This window comes from Streptomyces sp. NPDC102402 (assembly GCF_044765765.1).
GTDB lineage: Bacteria > Actinomycetota > Actinomycetes > Streptomycetales > Streptomycetaceae > Streptomyces.
Map to the genome: position 1 here is coordinate 127,044 of NZ_JBIWKR010000016.1, position 19,360 is coordinate 146,403.

General features: G+C 72.1%; 17 protein-coding genes and 1 pseudogene. 10 read left to right on the forward strand and 8 right to left on the reverse strand.

Translation table 11 applies throughout. The annotated features are described in order from the left end of the window. Positions 1 to 75: 75 nt before the first annotated feature. The 4 genes and pseudogenes from ACIRJR_RS31575 to ACIRJR_RS31590 all read right to left on the reverse strand — a co-directional run. The gene (locus ACIRJR_RS31575; RefSeq protein ID WP_403786962.1) at positions 76 to 498 is read right to left on the reverse strand and encodes an STAS domain-containing protein; all 423 of its coding nucleotides are present in this window, start codon (positions 496 to 498) and stop codon (positions 76 to 78) included. Then, positions 495 to 1,589, reverse strand: coding sequence for a B12-binding domain-containing protein (locus ACIRJR_RS31580; RefSeq protein ID WP_403786964.1), 1,095 nt, complete (start codon positions 1,587 to 1,589; stop codon positions 495 to 497). Before ACIRJR_RS31580 ends, ACIRJR_RS31575 begins: the two co-directional genes overlap by 4 nt. Further along, complete coding sequence (locus ACIRJR_RS31585; protein ID WP_403786966.1) at positions 1,586 to 3,256, reverse strand: SpoIIE family protein phosphatase; 1,671 nt, start codon at positions 3,254 to 3,256, stop codon at positions 1,586 to 1,588. Before ACIRJR_RS31585 ends, ACIRJR_RS31580 begins: the two co-directional genes overlap by 4 nt. A gap of 183 nt (positions 3,257 to 3,439) precedes the next feature. Then, a pseudogene (locus ACIRJR_RS31590) lies at positions 3,440 to 3,908 on the reverse strand (sodium-independent anion transporter); the annotation flags it as partial. A 439-nt stretch (positions 3,909 to 4,347) separates the two neighbouring features. Between ACIRJR_RS31590 and ACIRJR_RS31595 the strand changes: the two are divergent. Beyond that, positions 4,348 to 4,656, forward strand: coding sequence for a hypothetical protein (locus ACIRJR_RS31595; protein ID WP_403786968.1), 309 nt, complete (start codon positions 4,348 to 4,350; stop codon positions 4,654 to 4,656). Here the strand turns inward: ACIRJR_RS31595 and ACIRJR_RS31600 are convergent. Continuing rightward, on the reverse strand, positions 4,589 to 5,161 hold the full coding sequence (locus ACIRJR_RS31600) for a TIGR03086 family metal-binding protein (protein ID WP_403786970.1): 573 nt from the start codon (positions 5,159 to 5,161) through the stop codon (positions 4,589 to 4,591). The two genes, ACIRJR_RS31595 and ACIRJR_RS31600, sit on opposite strands and share 68 nt — an antisense overlap. Before the next feature lie 82 nt (positions 5,162 to 5,243). On the opposite strand from ACIRJR_RS31600, the gene ACIRJR_RS31605 reads away from it, so the two are divergent. After that, complete coding sequence (locus ACIRJR_RS31605) at positions 5,244 to 6,080, forward strand: DUF6597 domain-containing transcriptional factor (protein WP_403786972.1); 837 nt, start codon at positions 5,244 to 5,246, stop codon at positions 6,078 to 6,080. A gap of 56 nt (positions 6,081 to 6,136) precedes the next feature. After that, positions 6,137 to 6,886, forward strand: coding sequence for a Mut7-C RNAse domain-containing protein (locus ACIRJR_RS31610; RefSeq protein ID WP_403786974.1), 750 nt, complete (start codon positions 6,137 to 6,139; stop codon positions 6,884 to 6,886). An 83-nt stretch (positions 6,887 to 6,969) separates the two neighbouring features. On the opposite strand, the gene ACIRJR_RS31615 is transcribed toward ACIRJR_RS31610, so the two are convergent. Next, entirely contained in the window at positions 6,970 to 7,545 is a 576-nt protein-coding gene (locus ACIRJR_RS31615) for a TetR family transcriptional regulator (protein WP_403786976.1), read from the reverse strand. A gap of 106 nt (positions 7,546 to 7,651) precedes the next feature. Between ACIRJR_RS31615 and ACIRJR_RS31620 the strand changes: the two genes are divergently transcribed. The 4 genes from ACIRJR_RS31620 (at position 7,652) to ACIRJR_RS31635 (ending at position 12,414) form a co-directional block, all read left to right on the forward strand. After that, positions 7,652 to 9,118, forward strand: coding sequence for an FAD-dependent oxidoreductase (locus ACIRJR_RS31620; protein ID WP_403786978.1), 1,467 nt, complete (start codon positions 7,652 to 7,654; stop codon positions 9,116 to 9,118). 232 nt (positions 9,119 to 9,350) lie between these two features. Beyond that, positions 9,351 to 9,686: a YnfA family protein gene (locus tag ACIRJR_RS31625; RefSeq protein ID WP_376376208.1), complete on the forward strand. Its 336-nt coding sequence runs from the start codon at positions 9,351 to 9,353 to the stop codon at positions 9,684 to 9,686. A gap of 62 nt (positions 9,687 to 9,748) precedes the next feature. Continuing rightward, positions 9,749 to 10,507 carry an SDR family NAD(P)-dependent oxidoreductase gene (locus ACIRJR_RS31630; RefSeq protein WP_403786980.1) on the forward strand — a complete coding sequence of 253 codons (759 nt, stop codon included), beginning with the start codon at positions 9,749 to 9,751 and terminating at the stop codon, positions 10,505 to 10,507. A 278-nt stretch (positions 10,508 to 10,785) separates the two neighbouring features. Beyond that, positions 10,786 to 12,414 carry an alpha/beta hydrolase gene (locus ACIRJR_RS31635; protein WP_403786982.1) on the forward strand — a complete coding sequence of 543 codons (1,629 nt, stop codon included), beginning with the start codon at positions 10,786 to 10,788 and terminating at the stop codon, positions 12,412 to 12,414. An 85-nt stretch (positions 12,415 to 12,499) separates the two neighbouring features. On the opposite strand, the gene ACIRJR_RS31640 is transcribed toward ACIRJR_RS31635, so the two are convergent. Then, a complete protein-coding gene (locus tag ACIRJR_RS31640) occupies positions 12,500 to 13,693 on the reverse strand; it encodes an RtcB family protein (protein ID WP_403786984.1) in 1,194 nt (397 codons plus the stop codon). A gap of 172 nt (positions 13,694 to 13,865) precedes the next feature. Here ACIRJR_RS31640 and ACIRJR_RS31645 point away from each other — a divergent pair, with 172 nt between their 5' ends. The 3 genes from ACIRJR_RS31645 (at position 13,866) to ACIRJR_RS31655 (ending at position 17,387) form a co-directional block, all read left to right on the forward strand. Further along, positions 13,866 to 14,720 (forward strand): DUF3558 domain-containing protein, encoded by an 855-nt coding sequence (locus ACIRJR_RS31645; protein WP_403786986.1) that lies wholly within the window; start codon positions 13,866 to 13,868, stop codon positions 14,718 to 14,720. A gap of 249 nt (positions 14,721 to 14,969) precedes the next feature. Next, complete coding sequence (locus ACIRJR_RS31650; protein WP_403786988.1) at positions 14,970 to 15,818, forward strand: DUF3558 domain-containing protein; 849 nt, start codon at positions 14,970 to 14,972, stop codon at positions 15,816 to 15,818. A gap of 198 nt (positions 15,819 to 16,016) precedes the next feature. Then, positions 16,017 to 17,387, forward strand: a complete 1,371-nt coding sequence (locus ACIRJR_RS31655; RefSeq protein ID WP_403786990.1) for a DUF2637 domain-containing protein — start codon at positions 16,017 to 16,019, stop codon at positions 17,385 to 17,387. 75 nt (positions 17,388 to 17,462) lie between these two features. Here ACIRJR_RS31655 and lysS read toward each other — a convergent pair whose 3' ends face one another. Beyond that, entirely contained in the window at positions 17,463 to 19,223 is a 1,761-nt protein-coding gene (lysS, locus tag ACIRJR_RS31660) for a lysine--tRNA ligase (protein ID WP_403786992.1), read from the reverse strand. Between the last annotated feature and the right edge of the window lie 137 nt (positions 19,224 to 19,360).

Sequence of the window (19,360 nt, forward strand, 5' to 3'; positions counted from 1 at the left end):
CCGCCGGTCAGCCACTCCAGACCACTGCTCCTGACCACTGCCGGGCCCTCCGGCCGTCGTCGGGGCGCGGTCGCCTCAGCCGGAAGGCGCCGACGGCGGCACGGCCTGGTGCCGGGCTGCGCCGGGCGGCGGCCCGTCCTCGGCCTGCTCGGCCTGCCGTTCCTCCCCGTCGAGGACGAAGAGCTCTCCGGTCCCGGTGACGTCCAGGATCTTGCGGAGGAAGCCGGGCGGGTTCTCCAGGTGCAGTGCCACTCCCTGGGACGTCGTGGCGCGGTGGATCAGCAGCAGGCTGGAGAGACCCGTCGAGTCGCACAGCCGCAGCCGTTCGCAGTCCAGGAAGAGATCGCGCGGGCCGGGGCGGCCGGCGAGGCACTCCCGGGCCCGTTCCACGAGCTGATCGCCGGTGTCGTAGTCCAGGTCGCCGACGAGACGCAGGCGTACGGCACCGGGAACGGATTCGGCCGCCAGCGTGAGCGGCGGACCGGGGAACTCGGTCATTCCTGGCCTCCGGGGTGGTGGCCGGCCGCCGCCAGGTGGGCGTCCAGGACGGTGCGCGCCCCCTTGAGCAGCCGGGTGGACCGGGGAAAGTCCTTGAGCTCCGCCCCCAGGACGTCGAGAACCGGCAGCAAGGACACGGCCGGGACCCGCCGGGCCTCGAGGATGCCCGCGGTCCAGGAGAGGAAGTCCGTGAAGAGCTCTTCGTCGTCCGTGTAGAGGGCCACACCCAGGTATTCGACGATGTGGGCGATGTCCTGCGCCGTGTGCTCGCGTTGCTGCTCGGTGTAGCCCGCTGCCTGGGGGAAGCGGCTCTCGAGCTGGGCCAGCACCGCCCGCACGAGCTGCGGCCTGCTGCGGACGACGAGGGTGTACTCCTGGTCGGCGAGGTGCGGCAGGCCGTCCGTCCGGTGCCCGCCTGCGGACCGCACGGGATCGGGGATGCCCTCGGCGATGCGGCTCGCCGCGGCACGCGCGTCGGGTGCCCAGGCGTCGGCACCGAGCAGGCGTGCGTACCTGCCGTCGGGACCGAACGCCGCCCCGCCCGCCAGGACCGGTACTCCCGCGGCCTGGCACGCGGTGATCGCCGCGTGCGCGGTGGGCAGCCGGGTGGGGATCGAGGAGGACAGCGCGACCAGGTCGGCGCCGTGGCTGTGCAGGTGCCCGATGAGGTGCGGCGTGGGCACCTGGGCCCCGAGGAAGTCGACCTGCCACCCGCGCAGGGTGAGCACCTCGGCCAGGAGACGGGCAGGCAGCACGTGCCACTCCTGGTCCACGCAGGCCACGATGACCCGGCCCAGTCGCGGCGGGGTGCGCACGGCGGGGTGGTGGGCGAGCGCGGCGATGACCCGCTCGGCGATGGCACTGGCCGCGTGCTCCTGCGCCACGCCGAGGCGGTTGGCCGCCCACTCGGTGCCGACCCGTGCCTGCACGGGTGCGATGACGTCCAGCAGCGCGGTCTCCGGGTCGACTCCGTCGTCCAGGGCTCTGAAGACCACGGCTGCGGCGGCGTGTTCGTCACGCTCGGTCACCGCGTCCCACAGCTGGTCCCGCAGACCACGGATCCGGGGCGCGGCGAGGGTGTCTGTACTCATGCGGTGTACCTGCCCCGGGTGTGGCCGTCCACCGCACTCAGATGTGTGGTCAAGGGGGCGGTGATCGCGACGAGCGCCATGTCGTCGTGCCTGCCGTCGTGCAGCCACTGGGACGCGAGCATCTGGACGCGCTCGACCACGGCGGTGCCCGGCATGCCCGCGCACTCCGCCACGGCCCTCATCAGCCGTTCCTCGCCGAACATCTCGTCGCCGAGAGGGCCTCCGCGGGCCTCGGTGACGCCGTCGGTGTAGAGCAGGCACGTCTCCCCGGGGAGGAGGTCGGTCTCCGCGGTGCGGGTCTCGATGTGGGGCAGCGCCCCGACCAGGGTCCCCCGGGTGTCGATCTCCTCGACCCGGCCGTCGTTGCGGATCACCAGCGGGGCGGGATGGCCGGCCGACGTGAGACGCAGGCGCACCCGGCTCTGCTCGCGCCGGACCGAGGCCAGCACCAGCGTCGCGAAGCGGGTGTGGTGCGAGTTGAGGAGCGCCCCGTTGAGCAGCCGCAGCATCCGTTGGTGGTCGCCCGCCATCGGCGTCAGTGCCTGGAGCGTGTTGCGGATCTTGCCGGTGAGGACGGCCGCGTCCAGGCCCTTCCCGCACACGTCGCCGAGGACCGCCAGGGACGCGTCCCCGGCCGCGCTGCCCGGGTGCACGTCGTAGAAGTCGCCGCCCACCCGGTCCTGCGCGGCGGCGGGCTGGTAGCCACCGGCGAACTCGACCCCGTTCACCCGTTCCAGCGTGGGCGGCAGCAGATCCCGCATCAGGGTCCGGGTGATGTCGCTCTGCTCGGCGTACAGCCGCGCGGCGGACAGCGCGGCGCCGGCCCGCGCGGCGAACAGCCGGGCGAAGACCTCCTCGTTCTCGCTGAACTCCGTGGAACCCGTGCCGCGCAGCAGCACCAGGACGCCCGCCGGGACGCCGTGGCCCGGAAGCGGGGTGACCGCGGCCGACCCGACGGTGTCGCTGAAGCCCTCCGGCAGGAGCCAGCCCGGCAGTGAGGCGGGGTCGATCCACCGGGAGGGGACGGGCGGGAAGCCCTGCAACGCCTCGCTCAGCCCGGGGACCTGGGCGGGGTCCGCCGTCACCGTGGTGCGCACCGCGGCCCCGCCGTCGACGGCGTACGCCAGGGGCAGCTTCCGCCCCGACGCGGGCAGGAGGACGACGGCGGCCTCCGCGAGGTACCGGGAGGCGAGTTGGGCGGTGGCCCGCATGCAGCGGTCGGTGTTCAGCGAGGACAGGAGGGTGTTCGACGCCTCGGCGAGGAATTCGGTCCGCTCCCGCTCCGTGGCGAGTTCCTCCTCCACGCGTCGCCGGCCGGTGTCGTCGACCAGCCACCAGACCGTGTCGCCGTCCCGGTGCGGGATCGGATGCGCCTCGAAGCTCCGCGCACCGATCTGCCCCCGGAACGCGGGGCGGAGCGCCGCTTCCCCCGGACCGGCGAGGGAGGCCGTCGACTCCTGGTGGGCACGTGCCAGCCAGGCGGGCACCGACTCCGGCAGGGTGGCCCCAGGCCTCACGCCGGCCAGGAGCGAGTCGGCGGCGGGGTTCAGGTCGACGACCGTTCCGGCCCTGTCGACGACGATCGCGGGACACGGGGCTGTCGCCCACAGGCCGGACGTGAACTGTCGGTGCTTTGTCGTGGCGATGTCTTCCTTCGGAGGAGCCATGAGGGGGGACCCGCCGGGAGCGAGTCGCACCACCTTCCAACTGGACGAAAGTTACTTTCCCTTCGGCAACCATTGCCCAGTCGAGGAGGGAATGGCAACCCACCCCCCTCGGTTCAGGGCGGCGCGGAGGGCGCTGCGTCCGCCTTTCCCGGAGAGGAAATTCACAGGCGGCGCACCTCGGCCGCCCCCGCCGAGCCGGCCGCCGAGAGAGCCGTGGAGGTCGGCACTCCGCTTGCTGAGCCCGTTGATCTCGACGCTCTGCCCCGCTGTTCGTACTTCGGGGTGACGGCGTCCGGCGTCGCCACCGCGGACGCGTCCCAGATGTGCGCGGCGCTCGGGTCGATGACGGCCTCGCCCGCATCGCCCGGTAGTCGAACCGGCCGACGAGGTCGTGGGACGAGGCGAGGAAGAGCTCGCCGAAGAGGGAGCGGACGACCCGGCCGCGCTCCCGGTCGGTGACCGGCGTGACATCGGGGAGGTGCGCGATCCGCCGTGTGAGGACGACCATCGCTGTGACCGACCCCACGACGACGCCGACGGCAAGGCTCTCCGTGACGACGACGCAGATCACTGTGATCACCATCACGGTGATCTCAGTGGCGGGCGTCCTCTTCAGCGTCCTGGGCGCGATGGAGTGCCAGTCGAAGGTCGCGCGTCCGAACAGGTCGCGAAAGTACGGGCCCGGCCGGCACGGGCCGAGGAGTTCGCCCTGACCCCGCGCACGCGCGCCTGGACCGTGCCGGGCCGCCGGAGGAAGGCTGACGCCGGGGGCGCGGGGCGGCCGGTGGCGCACCGGCCGGGGGCTCGGCGTACCGGCCCGGGGATTGGGGCGTACCGGACCGGGGGCGGGGGGCGGCCGGTGGCGTACCGGCCCGGGGGCTCGGCGCGTGACAGCTCCTGGGCGCGGCGCGGCTGTTGGGGGCACGTCCCGGACTCGGGCCCTGAGGACGGTCCTCCCGCGGAAGCGCCGCTCTCAGGCAGCTGCGGTGATCATTCTTCGGCCATTCATTGGCCGAAGAATGATCTCCAGCCACACCGTCGGGGCTGCCGATGCAAGGGGCACGAGGAGCACGCCCCCGAGGAGGCCCGGCATGGACGACCTGCTGCTGACCCTGACCGTTCCGGCCGTCGTCGTCGCGAGCGGGGTGTACGCCGTCTGCGACTGCCGGCGCCTGCGCCGGTACCCGCCGTCGCCGTACACCCGCCGGGCGGCCCGGCTCGCCGCTCGTGAGGCGGTGGCCCTCGCCGAGGCCGTCGTCGACAGCGCCTACGCCGCCCTCGGCAGGCTCTACGCCGTCCCGGCCACCCCGCTCCCCGCCGGGCACACGGCCGTCAGCGGCGCGCCGGACTCCAGCCCGGATCGCGGCCCGTCACGGCCAGCACCCGCTCGAAAGCCGTAGCGCCGGGCGCCACGGGGAACGGCTCGCCGAACACCTTCATCTCCCGCGCCTGCGGAGCCATCGCTTCGAGCCCCGGCCCCAGCTCCGCCACCACGGCAGGGTCCGGCTCGAACCCCTGGCCCGTCGCCCTGGCCAGGTCCCAGGCGTGCACGGTCAGGTCCCCCAGCACCATGAGCCCCACCGTCCTGGCCGGCATCCCCATCTTTCCGGGGGTTCCCTCCTCCGCTCCCGGCTCGGCCCATGCCTTCACCAACAGCGCCGTCGCGTCGTCGAACCGGCCGCGCCAGTCCCCCGTGACGACGTCATCCGTCCGGCTGAAATCGGTCGAGCCCTTGACCGCGAGGGCCTGGAAATTCTCGATCACGACGAAGAGATGGTTCAGCAGTGCCCGGACGTCGTACTCGCCGCAGGGCGTGGGCCCCGCCAACTGGCCGTCGTCGATGCCCCGCACGACGGGGTCCGCCTGTGCGGCTGCCTTCTCGAGGAGTTCACTGATCGTCTTCATGCCTTCGACGATCCACCCGGCCGGGCGCGACGTCTTGAAGAAACACGACAGCGCGGCCGGTCGCCCGACCTAGGATCCGGCCATGGCCGGACCAGGACGCGATACACGGGGCATCGTCGACGCCCCCGACCTGTTCACCCACGTCCGCTTCCGTCTCCGCGACCCCGCCCCGGCGCTGCGGCCCCATCTGGAGCACTACTGGCTGATCGACTGGGACCTCTCGGAGCCCTACACCTCGCACGTGGTGCCGCACCCGAGCGTCCATCTGGTCTTCCAGCGAACGGAGTCGGACAGCGAGACGGAACGCGCGGACTCCGCCGAGGTCTACGGCGTCGTGCGGGGACTGTTCAGCCGGCGGCTGGAGGGCAGCGGGCGGGTGTGCGGCGTGAAGTTCCGGCCCGGCGCCTTCCGTCCGTTCGCCCCGGGCCGGCCCGTGTCGGAGTGGACGGGGCGCCGGGTCCGCGCGGACGAGGCGCTGGCAGCCCCCGTGCACGGGCCCCCGGCCTCCGCGGCGGCGCGGGCCGTACTCGGTCCGGCCGACGAGGACGCCCGGGTCGCGGCCCTGGACGCGTATCTGCTCCCGCTCCTGCCCCCGCCGGACGCGGGGGCGGAGCTCGCGACGGAGCTCGCCGAGCTCGTCCGCACGGACCGCTCGCTGCTGCGGGTGGACGCCCTCGCCCGGGCCGGGGGCATGTCCGTACGCTCGCTGCAGCGGCTCTTCTCCACCTATGTGGGGGTCGGGCCCAAGTGGGTCATCCTCCGCCACCGCATCCACGAGGCACTGCAGCGAGCCGGGGCGGACCCGGAACCCGACTGGGCGCGACTCGCCGCCGATCTCGGCTACAGCGATCAGGCGCACCTGGTCAGGGACTTCACGGCCACGGTGGGCGTGCCTCCGGCCGCCTTCACGCAGCGATGACACCCACGGCCGGAAACCTCTCGCTGGCGTGCCCCGCGCAATGGCATCCTGACCAGGTGAACGGACCCGAGATCACCCTCGAAGTAGCTCCGGAACTGCGGCTCTTCGTCGCCCACGACCGCCGGCTGGGGCGCACGACCGTCACCACGGACGGCTCGTCGACCCTCGGACACGTCGTGGAGTCGCTCGGCATCCCGCTCACCGAGGCCGGGCAGCTCGTCGTCGACGGCCGTCCCGTGCCCGTGTCCCACATCCCCGGCGCGGGCGAAGTGGTCGAGGTACGCGCGGTACGACGCCCCCAGCAGGTGCCTGGCGCCCCGCTGCGCTTCCTGCTCGACGTCCATCTGGGCACGCTCGCCCGGCGGTTGCGGCTCCTGGGCGTGGACGCCGCGTACGAGAGCGAGGACATCGGCGACCCCGCGCTCGCCACGCTCTCGGCGGAGCAGCGGCGCGTGATGCTCTCCCGGGACCGCGGGCTGCTCCGGCGCAGGGAGATCTGGGCGGGGGCGTACGTCTACAGCGACCGGCCCGAGGAGCAGCTCCGCGACATCCTGGGCCGCTTCGCCCCCGCACTCGCGCCGTGGACCCGCTGCACCGCCTGTAACGGGCAGCTCGCGGAGGCGGACAAGGACTCCGTGAGCGGCCGCCTGGAGCAGGGCACGCAGGCGTCCTACGACGTGTTCGCGCAGTGCGCCGCCTGCGGCCGGGTGTACTGGCGGGGCGCCCACCACGCCCACCTCGAAGCGATCGTGGCCGAAGCAGTACGTGAATTCGGCGGGGCGGGGAGCCAGGCGCCTACCGCCTGAGAAGCCGCGCCCACCGCCTCGGAAGCCGCGCGTTCCGGCGGGGGGGCCGGGGGTGCCGGCGGTCCGGCGACCGCTGCCCGCCCTCAGGGCCGCTCGGCCGTCAGATAGCGCTGGACCGTGGGTGCGAGCCAGCCGACGATCTCCTCCCGGGACATCGTGACAGCGGGCTCGAACCGCAGGACGTACCGCGCGAGCGCCATACCCAGGATCTGCGACGCGACGAGCGCCGCACGGCGGGGCGCGTCGGCGGGATCGGGACAGACACCGGCCGTGACCGGCCCGAGCTGCTCGGCGAAGACGGCCCGCATCCTCTCGGCCCCCGCCTCGTTGGTGACCCCGACCCTGAGCAGGCCCGTCAGCACGTCGTCCTGCTCCCAGCGGTCCAGGAAGTGCCCGACGAGCACCGCGCCCACGTGCTTGCCGGGGAGCGCCCCCAGGGCGGGCAGCCGCAGGTCGAACGCGGAGGCGGCGGCGAACAGCCCCTCCTTGGATCCGTAGTAGCGCATCACCATGGACGGGTCGATGTTCGCGTCGCGGGCGATGGCCCTGATGGTGGCGCGCTCGTACCCGTCGGCGGCGAACCGCTCTCGCGCGGCTTCGAGGATCGCCGCCTTGGTGGCGTCCGAGCGGCGGGGGGCGGAGGGAGCGCTCGCTGTCATGCCAACAACTGTAGGCCAACATCCGTTGACAAGCCAGGCACGCCCGCCTACCTTTGCCAACAAGCGTTGACCAACAAGCGTTGGCATGTCTCACTCGGAGGCCGCAATGACCGGCACGTCCAGCACCGAATCCAGCCGCTCCGTCCCCACTGACGTCGTGGTCGTGGGCGCGGGCCCCACCGGCCTGCTCCTGGCGGGCGACCTCGCCGCCCAAGGCCTGTCGGTCACCCTCGTCGAGCGCCGCCCGCACGAGGCGGGCACCCTGACGCGCGCCTTCGCCGTGCACGCACGCACCCTGGAGCTGCTCGACACCCGGGGTCTCGCCGACGCGCTGATCGCGACCGGCACCCCGCTCACCCGGATGAGCCTCTTCAGCCGGCTCTCGCTCGACCTGACCCGGCTGCGGAGCCGCTTCCCCTTCCTCCTCATCACCCCGCAGTACGAGGTGGAGCACCTGCTGAGGGACCGCGCGCTCAAGGCGGGCGTGGACTTCCGGTACGGGACCGAGCTGCTCGGCCTGAGCCAGTCCGCCGCGGACGGCACGGTCACCGCCGGGATACGCGACAGCGACGGGACCCGCTCCACCATCGAGGCCCGCTACCTCGTGGGGACCGACGGGGTGCGCAGCTCCGTCCGCGAGGCCCTCGGGCTGCCCTTCCCGGGCGAGTCCGTGATCAGGTCCATCGTCCTGGCGGACGTCCGCCTCACCGAGCCGCCCTCCTCGCTCCTCAGGGTCGGCGGCGCGGGCGACGCGTTCGCCTTCATCGCCCCCTTCGGCGACGGCTGGTACCGCGTCATGGGCTGGAACCGCACCCACCAGGCCGAGGACGGCGACCCGGTGGAGCTCGACGAGCTGCGCGAGATCGCCCGCACCGCGCTCGGCACCGACCACGGCATGCACGACGCCCGCTGGATCTCGCGCTTCCACAGCGACGAGCGCCAGGTGCCCGCCTACCGCACCGGCCGGGTCTTCCTCGCCGGAGACGCCGCCCATGTCCACTCCCCCGCGGGCGGCCAGGGCATGAACACCGGACTCCAGGACGCGGCGAACCTCTCCTGGAAGCTGGCCGCGGTCCTGCGGGGGCACTCCGCCCGCCCCGAAGCGCTGCTCGACAGTTACCACGCCGAGAGGCATCCGGTCGGCTCCCAGGTCCTGCGTGCCAGCGGCGCCCTCATCCGCCTGGCCATGGCCAGGACCCCGTTGCAGCGGCTCGCACGGGCGACTGTCACCCGTGCCCTGTCCGCAGTGCGGCCGGCCTCGGACAAGGTCATGGGGAGGATCTCCGGAGTGGGGATCTCCTACCCCGCGCCGAAGGGCAGCCACCGCCTCACAGGCACCCGCGCCCCCGACCTGCGACTGGCCGAAGGGCGCCTGCTGGAGCTCCTGCGCGAGGGATCCCCCGTCCTGGTCACACCGCCGCACGGCCCCGCCCCCACCGGGCCGTCCCCTCTCGTCCACGCGCACTGGACGGGGGACCGCGCGACCACCCTGCTCATACGCCCCGACGGCTACATCGCCTGGGCGGGCGAGCACGCCGACCCCGGCGCCCTGCGGACGGCGCTCGGCGGCTGACCCGCCCGGCCGGGCGCCTCGGCCGCCTCGGAAGACGTAGGCGTCACCCGTCGGAAGGGTCAGCACCTCATGCGCAGGGTTCTGCCGGTTGCGAGCGCTCGCACCGCCGTTCCACACGGTGCCCGCCATGTCCGCCCGCCCACGAGCTCGGCCGGCCGGCCCACGAGGCGCAGGTCAAGGGCGCCGCTCGTCCCCGGCACCCGCGTCCCGCCCCGCATGACACGCTGGCCCCATGCTCGTCGCCCGTTCCGTAGCCCTCTTCGTCGTCGCCGCGCTCTTCGAGATCGGGGGCGCGTGGCTCGTCTGGCAAGGGGTGCGTGAGCATCGCGGCTGGATCTGGATCGGCGCGGGCGTCATCGCCCTCGGCGCCTACGGATTCGTGGCCACGCTCCAGCCGGACGGGGACTTCGGCCGCATCCTCGCGGCGTACGGCGGAGTGTTCGTCGCCGGTTCGATCGCCTGGGGCATGGTCGCCGACGGCTACCGCCCGGACCGCTGGGACGTGACCGGCGCGCTGGTCTGCCTGGCCGGCATGGCGCTGATCATGTACGCCCCCCGCGACCACTGAACCCGCCCCCGGACCACCCGCCTATCCTGGCCCCGTACCGATCAGCTGTCCGAGGAGTTCGCATGGCCGCCACCCCCATCGCCGTCATCACCGGTGCGAGCAGCGGCATCGGCGCCGCGACCGCCAGGCAGCTGGCCGCCGCCGGATACCGCGTGGTGCTCACCGCACGCCGCAAGGACCGTATAGAGGACCTGGCCGCCGAGCTCACCGCAGCGGGCCACCAGGCGACGGCGTACACCCTGGACGTCACCGACCGTGCTGCGGTCGACGAGTTCGCCACCGCGTTCCGGTCCCTGGCCGTCCTGGTCAACAACGCGGGCGGCGCGCTGGGCGCCGACCCCGTCGCCACGGGCGACCCCGCCGACTGGCGTCAGATGTACGAGACCAATGTCATCGGCACGCTCAACGTCACCCAGGCGCTGCTGCCCGCCCTCACCGCTAGCGGCGACGGCACGGTCGTGATCCTCTCCTCGACGGCCGGCCTCTCGACGTACGAGGGCGGGGGCGGTTACGTCGCCGCGAAGCACGGCGAGCACGTCCTCGCGGAGACCCTCCGGCTGGAGATCGTCGGCTCACCGGTCCGCGTGATCGAGGTCGCGCCCGGCATGGTCAAGACCGAGGAGTTCGCCACCACCCGCTTCCGCGGCGACGCCGAAAAGGCCGCCAAGGTCTACGCGGGCGTCGACGCCCCGCTCTCCGCCGACGACGTGGCCGACACGATCACCTGGGCCGTCACCCGCCCCAGCCACGTCAACATCGACCTGCTGGTCGTCCGCCCGCGGGCCCAGGCCTCCAACTCCAAGGTCCACCGCACGCTCTGAAGCCGACGGCCGAATGACTCCCGGCTCCCGGCTCCCGGCTCCCGGCTGAGACGAGCCCCGGATCCCGTCCCGCAGGGGTCCGGGGCTCGCGTGCGTGCGGACACGGCCGCCCCGGCTGCCTCTCCCCCCGGCGCCGCCTCTCAGGGCGGACCGCGTCGGCCGATCGGCCGCGCATGCCTCGCGCGCCGTAGTGGAGCGCTGTGTTGTGGACACAGGTGCGTGCCGAGGTCCGGGTGGTCGGCCGGCTCGGCCGCTCAGTCACCGAGAGAGGCCGGAACATGCCTGTACACCCCCTGCGCGGATTCATAGTGGGCCGACGGCGTCAGGCCGCTGTCATCGCCGCGGTGATGTCCTGCTCGACCGCACTGACCGGGCAGGGACCGGTCGCGGCCGACGCTGCGCCCACACCCGCTGTGCCTGCCCCACAGCTGGAATGGAGACCCTGCATCCAGGGCAGTCCGTTCGACTGCGCCACCGCGAAGGTGCCCCTGGACTACGCGGCCCCGGGCGGCCGCAGCATCGATCTGGCCGTCGTCAGACGGAAGGCGACCGGCCCCGGACAGCGCGTCGGAACCCTGTTCTTCAACCCCGGTGGCCCCGGTGGGCCCGGGACGGTCCAGATGCCGCAGAACTACGAGTTCTTCCCCCGCGAGGTCCGGGAGCGGTTCGACATCGTCAGCTGGGACCCCCGCGGAATCGGCAGCAGCACCGCCGTGAACTGCTTCACGAGCCCGCAGGAAGCCGCCGGCTGGAACGCGAGCAAGCCCGTGGGCTTCCCGGTGGGCGAGAAGGAGCAGAAGGACTTCACCGCCGCGTACGCGGATCTGGTACGCCGCTGCGAGAAGAAGGACCCCGAGCTCCTGCGTCACGTGTCGACCGCCGACACCGCCCGCGACCTCGATCAGCTCCGCCGCTCGGTGGGCGAGCCGCAGCTCAACTACTACGGGATCTCCTACGGCACGATCCTGGGTGCCACCTACGCCAACCTCTTCCCCGGCAAGGTCCGGGCCATGACCCTCGACAGCAACATCGGCCCCCGGGCCTGGACGAACCACGCGTCCGACGACGCACGGCTCACGACGTTCCTCCGCGTCGGCTCGGACCGGAGCGCGGCGGCGACACTCGACACGTTTCTCGACCTGTGCGGTTCCACCACCACCGCCCGTTGCGGCTTCTCCGCCGGTACCCCGAAGGCGACCCGGGACAAGTTCGACCGGCTGACCGAGCGGCTGCGGAAGGAGCCCGTGGACACGTGGACGTATGCCCGTACGGTCGCCGACACGGTGAACAGCCTCTACCTCGTCAGCGGGTGGGCCGACCTCGCCGGCCGGCTTCAGGAGCTGTGGCAGGGGGGCGCGCCGGAGCCCTCGCCCTTCCCGCCCGCACCGCCGGTCCCCGATCCGAATCCGTACCTGGGCGAGGAGCAGGCGGCGGCCGTGCTCTGCGGCGACAGCCCCAATCCGCGTGACGCTGGTGCCTACCCCTCCCTGGAAGAGGCCTCGGCCGCCCGCGCGGGCGACGCCGGGCGCTTCTGGACCTGGGCGACCGCCGGGTGCACCACCTGGCCCGCCTCCCCCGACCGCTACACCGGCCCGTGGGACCGACGGACCGCGAACCCCGTCCTGGTCGTCGGCACCACCTACGACCCCTCCACCGCCTACCCGAACTCGCGGGCCATGGTCGAGGAGCTCGCCGACGCCCGCCTGCTCACCAACGAGGGATACGGACACACCGCGCTGCTCAATCCCAGCAGCTGCGTCCAGGACCACGAGAGCCGTTACTTCGTCGACGGAGTCCTCCCGCCGACCGGAACGACGTGCCGGCAGGACACCCCGCCCTTCACCGCCCCCAAGCCGAGCGGTGGTGTCGCCACCGGCGGCGGCGCCATGGCCTCCGGCCTCTCCTGAGAGCGGCCGGGGGCCCCTCCGCACAGCCGCAGGCCCCGGACCGCGATCGGTCCAGGGCCTGCCGCTCCCCCGAGGCTGCCGGGCCTCAGCCCTTCACGCACACCAGCTGCTTGAGCTTCGCGACGACCTCGACCAGGTCGCGCTGCTGGTCGATGACCTGCTCGATCGGCTTGTACGCCGCCGGGATCTCGTCCACCACACCGGAGTCCTTGCGGCACTCCACGCCCCGCGTCTGGTCCTCCAGGTCCTGCGTCGAGAACTTCCGCTTGGCCGCGTTCCGGCTCATCCGCCTGCCCGCGCCGTGCGAGGCGGAGTTGAACGACTTGGTGTTCCCGAGGCCCTTCACGATGTACGAGCCGGTCCCCATGGACCCGGGGATGATCCCGAACTCCCCGGAGCCCGCGCGGATCGCACCCTTACGGGTGACCAGCAGGTCCATGCCGTCGTACCGCTCCTCCGCCACGTAGTTGTGGTGGCAGGAGATGACGGGCTCGAAGGTGACCCGGGCCTTTTTGAACTCCTTCCGGACCACGTCCTGGAAGAGGCCCATCATGATCGAGCGGTTGTACTTGGCGTACTCCTGCGCCCAGAACAAGTCGTTCCGGTAGGCCGCCATCTGCGGGGTGTCGGCGATGAAGACCGCCAGGTCACGGTCGACCAGGCCCTGGTTGTGCGGAAGCTTCTGGGCCTGCCCGATGTGGAAGTCGGCGAGCTCCTTGCCGATGTTCCGGGACCCGGAGTGCAGCATCAGCCATACCGCCCCGGCCTCATCGAGACAGAACTCGATGAAGTGGTTGCCCGAGCCGAGCGTTCCCATCTGCTTCGTGGCGCGCTCCTGACGGAATTTGACCGCCTCGGCAATCCCGTCGAAACGGGACCAGAAGTCGTCCCAGCCGCTGGTCGGGAAACCGTGGAGCTTCCCCGGGTCGACCGTGTCGTCGTGCATCCCCCGGCCCACCGGAATGGCCTGCTCGATCTTCGACCGGAGTCGCGAGAGGTCCCCCGGCAGGTCGTTGGCCGTGAGCGACGTCTTCACCGCCGACATCCCGCAGCCGATGTCCACGCCCACCGCGGCCGGGCAGACCGCACCGTGCATCGCGATCACCGAACCGACGGTCGCACCCTTGCCGTAGTGGACGTCCGGCATGACGGCGAGACCCTTGATCCAGGGCAGCGTGGACACGTTCCGCAGCTGCTGCATCGCGCCGTGCTCGACCGACGCCGGATCCGCCCACATACGGATGGGAACCTGCGCACCCGGCACCTCTACATACGACATAACCCCTCGATTCCCCCGAAAAACACTGAAAGCGCAAAACCGGTACCGAGGTCGGCATAAAGGTCGGCCGACCGGCATTCACAGCGGCGCGTGCGATACACATTGTGTCCATCGGCCGCCATCGAGCGGCAACCCGTTTTCGTACCGAAGGGAGCCTGGGACCGTGCGACACATGGCGTACGTACCCGGCGTCGCGCTTCTCGTGGCGCTCGTCGCCGGCTGCAGCGCCGGCTCCGACGCCGACGACCCCGCCGCCGACAGCAAGCCCGGCAGCCCGACGGTCACGGCCGCGCCTCCCGGGAAGTACCGGACGCTGCCCGAATCCTGCCGTGCCGTACCCCGCTCCACCCTCAAGGACCTGCTGCCGGGCGCCGCCGAGCTGCCCGAGGAGCAGCAGGAGAAGGTGTACGAGGGCACGGCGACCGTCACCTACGACACCGACCGCAAGGTCGGCTGCCGCTGGAAGTCGGACGCCCCTGACGCCTCCCGGAACCTGTCCATCGACTTCGAGCGCGTCGTGTCGTACGACCCCGCGGTGAGCGACGACGACCGCGCCAGGGACGTGTACGCGAAGAAGGAGGAGGCCGCCGACCTCCCGACGTCGGGGGGTGTCACCCCCAGCGAGAAGCCCACCGGCTCGTCCTCCGCGTCGCCGGACGGCACACCCTCCGGCTCACCCGGCGGCACACCCTCCGGCTCACCCGGCGGCACACCGTCCGGCTCACCCGGCGGCACGTCCTCCGGCGCCCCCTCCGACGGCGCCACCGGCTCCGGCCCCGACGAGGACCTCCGGCCGCGGCTGCTCGACGAACTCGGCGACGCCGCGTTCCTGGACGACGTGCTCACCCGGGCGGGTTCCACCGCGCAGCACCGCACCGTGAGCGTGGTATTCCGCACATCGAACGTCATCGTGACCGTCGTCTACACCGCGCAGCCCGCCCTCGTCACCTCCGTTCCCGACAGCAGGGAACTGCAGGAGAAGGCCCAGGCCCTGGCACGGAAACTGGACGAGACCCTCAGCGCGTAACCGTTCGCCCGCGGCCCTCGGCGGGGCCTCCCGGCACACCCCGGGCCACCGGCCGGAGGCGGCATCCGGCCGCGGTCCGTCGTACCGTGTCCCCCGGCCCGCGTACCGGACGGTGATGCACGACGGTGTCGCACCGCGACGTACGACCCGCTGTCCCGACCGACCGATGCGACCGCCCGACCGACGTACGACCCGCTGTCCCGACCGCCCGCACGACCGACACCGCCGTGCCGTCCGAGTGAAGGAACCATGCACCGATCAGCCCCGCGACTGTCCCGCATACTCGCCTGCGCCGCCGTACCGGTGATGCTCGTCGTCGCCGGCTGCTCGTCGGACTCCGGCGACGCGAAGGACTCGGGCTCCTCGTCCGCGCCGAGCACGAAGAAGGCCGAGCCGACCGTCGAGCCCGCGAAGTTCTCCGCGCTGCCCGACGCCTGCTCCTCGATCTCCAAGAAGACGATCGAGGACCTGGTCCCGAAGGCCAAGACCAAGGGCGGCACCCCTGACAAGTCCAGCGACACCGAGTCCCGCGGCGGCTGCGCCTGGAACGGCCTGGACGACAACGGCGTCAAGGGCTCGCAGTACCGCTGGCTCGACGTCGGCTTCACCCGCTTCGAGTCGGACCAGTCCCTGGGCAGCGGCGCCAAGCGCGCGACGGACGAGTACACGAAGCAGGTCGCCAAGGCACAGGCGACCGAGGGTGCCGAGAAGCCCTCCGCCAAGCCCGCCACCGGACTCGGTGAGCAGGCCACCTCCGTCACGTACGGCCTCAGCAAGTCGGACGAGGACTTCGAGTACGCGAGGATCGTCGCCCGCACCGGCAACGTCGTCGTCAGCGTCACCTACAACGGGGCCGGGTTCGCGGGAGCCAAGACGCCCTCCGCCGCCGACATCCTCAAGGGCGCGCAGAAGGCCGCCGAGGAAGCCGTCTCCGCGGTCGGCGCCGACGACGACGACGCGAAGGGGTCGACGGTCTCCCCGTCCCCCAAGTCGTCCTCCAAGACGACCGCCAAGCCGTCGGCGAAGACGGCTGACAAGCCGTCCACCAAGACGACGAGCAAGACGACGCGCAAGGCGACCGCCAAGACCGCCGGCTAGTCCGACGCCAAGTCGTGACCGGAACGGGCAGGAGCACGAACTGCCCTGCCCAGAGACGCCTTGACGAAGCCCGGTGCTCCCGCGAGTACCGGGCTTCGGCCCCTCCCCACGTAACACGCCCGCCCGGCATGTGCCAGGCTGTGCCCGCGCCGGATGCCGAAGTGGAGCCGGTTCGTCGAAGTCGGGAGGGGATCGCGGGTGGCCGCCATGCAGTTGACACGCACGCACCGCGTACTCATCGGGGTCGTCGTCGCCGGCGCCGTGCTCATCGCGGCGATCGGTTTCGCGGGCTCGTACGCCGCCGTACGTGAACTCGCCGAGGAGAAGGGCTTCGGGAAGTTCTCCCTCGTCTTCCCGATCGGCATCGACGCGGGGATCTGCGTCCTGCTCGCGCTGGACCTGCTGCTGACGTGGATGCGCATACCCTTCCCGCTGCTGCGCCAGACCGCGTGGCTGCTGACCGCGGCGACGATCGCCTTCAACGGCGCCGCCGCCTGGCCGGACCCGCTGGGCACCGGCATGCACGCGGTCATCCCCATCCTGTTCGTCGTCGCCGTCGAGGCCGCACGGCACGCCGTGGGCCGGATCGCGGACATCACCGCCGACAAGCACATGGAAGGCGTCCGCCTCACCCGCTGGCTGCTCTCCCCCGTCCCCACCTTCAAGCTGTGGCGCCGGATGAAGCTGTGGGAGCTGCGCAGTTACGAGCAGGTCATCAAGCTCGAACAGGACCGGCTGATCTACCAGGCCCGCCTCCAGGCCCGCTTCGGCCGCAACTGGCGCCGCAAGGCCCCCATCGAGTCGATGATGCCGCTGCGCCTGGCGAAGTACGGTGTCCCGCTCGCCGAGACCGCTCCGGCCGGCCTCGCCGCCGCAGGCATCGAACCGGCCCTCCTGCCGCCGGCCCCGGCCGCCGTGGAGGCCGAGCAGCAGCACCCCCAACTCCCGTACGCCCCGCGGACACAGGGCGGCCCGGAGCGCGACCTCCGGCAGGACCAGGCCCACCAGTACCCGCAGGACGAGTACGACCAGCAGGACCGGTTCGTCCAGCAGGACGAGTTCGAGCAGCAGTTCCCGCAGGAGGGCCCCGGCGCGCACGGCAGCCCGTGGTTCGCGGCGCCCAAGGACGAGGTGTACGACGGCGGGTACGACCCCGAGTACGACGAGGGCACGGATTCCAGCCCGGTGATGATCCCCTCGGGCCCCGGCCGGACCCGCCCGCTCGGCAACGTGGGCACGATCGGCACCTTCCCGCACCCGCGCGCCGCTGAGCCGGAGGCGGGACCGCTCCAGGAGCACCCCGAGCCGGTCCGACAGGACGCGGCCCAGCAGGAAGCCGACCCGGCCGAATGGGCCCAGACCGAGATCGAGTTCGGGGAGATCGCGTACGACGTGTTCACGGCGTACACGCATCAGCACCAGGACTACCCGAGCGCCGAGGTCCTCGACATCCACCTCTCGGACGGCCACAACGTCCGCCACCCGCACAGCGCCGCTCTGCTCCGCAAGCTGCTGCCCGGCTTCAAGCAGCGCTTCGACAACGAGATGGCCGCCGACCACATCGCGTAGAGGCGACGGCGGACATGAGGAACATGAGGACGGGCGGGCCGCTGAGCGGCCCGCCCGTCCTCATGTTCCGTGGTGCTAGGCGCCGAGCAGCGTCCGCACCCGGTCCGCCCCGACCGCGAGGAGCAGCGTGGGCAGGCGCGGCCCGGTGTCGCGGCCGACGAGCAGCCGGTACAGCAGGGCGAAGAAGGAGCGCTGGGCCGTCTTCAGCTCGGGCGTCGGCTTGGCGTCGGGCGCCAGGCCCTCCATCACCTTCGGCACCCCGTAGACGAGGGTGGTCAGGCCGTCCAGCGACCAGTGCGTGTCGAGCCCTTCCAGCAGCAGCCGCAGCGACTCGCGGCCCTGCTCGTCCAGGGAGCCGAGCAGCTCCTTGTCCGCCTCGTCGCGGACGATGGTGCGGGCCTCGGCCGGGACCTGGGTGGTGATCCAGTTCTCGGCGCGGTCGAGCCGGGGACGCACCTCGTCGAGCGAGGTCAGCGGGCTCGAAGGGTCGAGCTCGCTGAGGATGCGCAGCGTCTGGTCCTCGGCACCGGCGGTGATGTCGGCCACCGAGGCGAGCGTGCGGTACGGCAGCGGGCGGGGGGTGTTGGGCAGCTCCCCGGCGGCCGTGCCGATGGCCCGTGACCAGGCGGCGGCGTCGGCGGGCAGCACCGTGCCGTCGGCCACCTTGCGGGCCAGCGAGTCCCACTCGTCGTAGAGCCGCTGGATCTCCTGGTCGAAGGCGATCTTGAAGGACTGGTTCGGCCTGCGGCGGGCGTACAGCCAGCGCAGCAGCGGCGCCTCCATGATCTTCAGCGCGTCGGCCGGGGTCGGCACACCGCCCTTGCTGGAGGACATCTTCGCCATGCCGGAGATCCCGACGAACGCGTACATCGGCCCGATCGGCTGGACGCCGTCGAAGACCTCGCGCACGATCTGGCCGCCGACCACGAAGGACGAGCCCGGCGAGGAGTGGTCCACGCCGCTGGGCTCGAAGATCACTCCCTCGTAGGCCCAGCGCATCGGCCAGTCGACCTTCCAGACGAGCTTGCCGCGGTTGAACTCGTTGAGCCGGACCGTCTCGGCGAAGCCGCAGGCCGAGCAGGTGTAGTTCAGCTCGGTCGTGTCGTCGTCGTAGGACGTGACGACGGTGAGGTCCTTCTCGCAGTTGCCGCAGTACGGCTTGTACGGGAAGTAGCCGGCGGAGCCGGAGCTGCCGTCGTCCTCGTCCGCCGCGCCCGAGCCCTCGGCCGCTTCCAGCTCGGCCTCGTCGGCCTTCTTCTGCTGCGGCTTCTTACCGCCCTTCGCCCCCGCCGCGCCGTCCTTCTTGGTGCGGTAGCGGTCCAGGACGGCGTCGATGTCCGCCCGGTGCCTCATCGCGTGCAGGACCTGCTCGCGGTACGTACCCGCCAGGTACTGCTCGGTCTGGCTGATGCCGTCGTACTCGACACCCAGTTCGTCGAGCGCCTGGGTCATCGCGGCCTTGAAGTGCTCGGCCCAGTTCGGGTACGCCGACCCGGCCGGGGCGGGCACCGAGGTCAGCGGCTTGCCGATGTGGGCCTGCCAGGAGTCGTCGACGCCCTCGACGCCGTTCGGCACCTTGCGGTAGCGGTCGTAGTCGTCCCAGGAGATCAGGTGGCGCACGGTGTACCCGCGGCGGCGGATCTCGTCGGCGACGAGGTGCGGGGTCATGACCTCGCGGAGGTTGCCCAGGTGGATCGGGCCCGACGGGGACAGGCCGGACGCGACGACGACCGGTTTGCCAGGCGCACGTCGCTCCGATTCGGCGATGACATCGTCCGCGAAGCGGGAGACCCAGTCGGTCTCGGTGCTGCTCTGACTCGAAGCCACGGTCGGCACGTCCTTCTCTCGTGTAGGACTCGTAGGGGACGCCCACGAAGGGCACCCCCATTCTCCCAGGTACCGACCGCAGCGCGAAAACGGCTTTACGCCCCGTGGGATACTGGGGTGATCCTTTGTCTCCTACGGAAACGGCA

Excerpts from the sequence above, each read along its gene's own strand:
- ACIRJR_RS31580 (WP_403786964.1), bottom strand. The coding sequence starts at position 1,589 with ATGAGTACAGACACCCTCGCCGCGCCCCGGATCCGTGGTCTGCGGGAC.
- ACIRJR_RS31640 (WP_403786984.1), bottom strand. The coding sequence starts at position 13,693 with ATGTCGTATGTAGAGGTGCCGGGTGCGCAGGTTCCCATCCGTATGTGG.
- ACIRJR_RS31645 (WP_403786986.1), top strand. The coding sequence starts at position 13,866 with ATGGCGTACGTACCCGGCGTCGCGCTTCTCGTGGCGCTCGTCGCCGGC.
- ACIRJR_RS31605 (WP_403786972.1), top strand. The coding sequence starts at position 5,244 with ATGGCCGGACCAGGACGCGATACACGGGGCATCGTCGACGCCCCCGAC.
- ACIRJR_RS31620 (WP_403786978.1), top strand. The coding sequence starts at position 7,652 with ATGACCGGCACGTCCAGCACCGAATCCAGCCGCTCCGTCCCCACTGAC.
- ACIRJR_RS31585 (WP_403786966.1), bottom strand. The coding sequence starts at position 3,256 with ATGGCTCCTCCGAAGGAAGACATCGCCACGACAAAGCACCGACAGTTC.
- ACIRJR_RS31650 (WP_403786988.1), top strand. The coding sequence starts at position 14,970 with ATGCACCGATCAGCCCCGCGACTGTCCCGCATACTCGCCTGCGCCGCC.
- ACIRJR_RS31635 (WP_403786982.1), top strand. The coding sequence starts at position 10,786 with ATGCCTGTACACCCCCTGCGCGGATTCATAGTGGGCCGACGGCGTCAG.
- ACIRJR_RS31615 (WP_403786976.1), bottom strand. The coding sequence starts at position 7,545 with ATGACAGCGAGCGCTCCCTCCGCCCCCCGCCGCTCGGACGCCACCAAG.
- ACIRJR_RS31595 (WP_403786968.1), top strand. The coding sequence starts at position 4,348 with ATGGACGACCTGCTGCTGACCCTGACCGTTCCGGCCGTCGTCGTCGCG.
- ACIRJR_RS31575 (WP_403786962.1), bottom strand. The coding sequence starts at position 498 with ATGACCGAGTTCCCCGGTCCGCCGCTCACGCTGGCGGCCGAATCCGTT.
- ACIRJR_RS31625 (WP_376376208.1), top strand. The coding sequence starts at position 9,351 with ATGCTCGTCGCCCGTTCCGTAGCCCTCTTCGTCGTCGCCGCGCTCTTC.
- ACIRJR_RS31600 (WP_403786970.1), bottom strand. The coding sequence starts at position 5,161 with ATGAAGACGATCAGTGAACTCCTCGAGAAGGCAGCCGCACAGGCGGAC.
- ACIRJR_RS31630 (WP_403786980.1), top strand. The coding sequence starts at position 9,749 with ATGGCCGCCACCCCCATCGCCGTCATCACCGGTGCGAGCAGCGGCATC.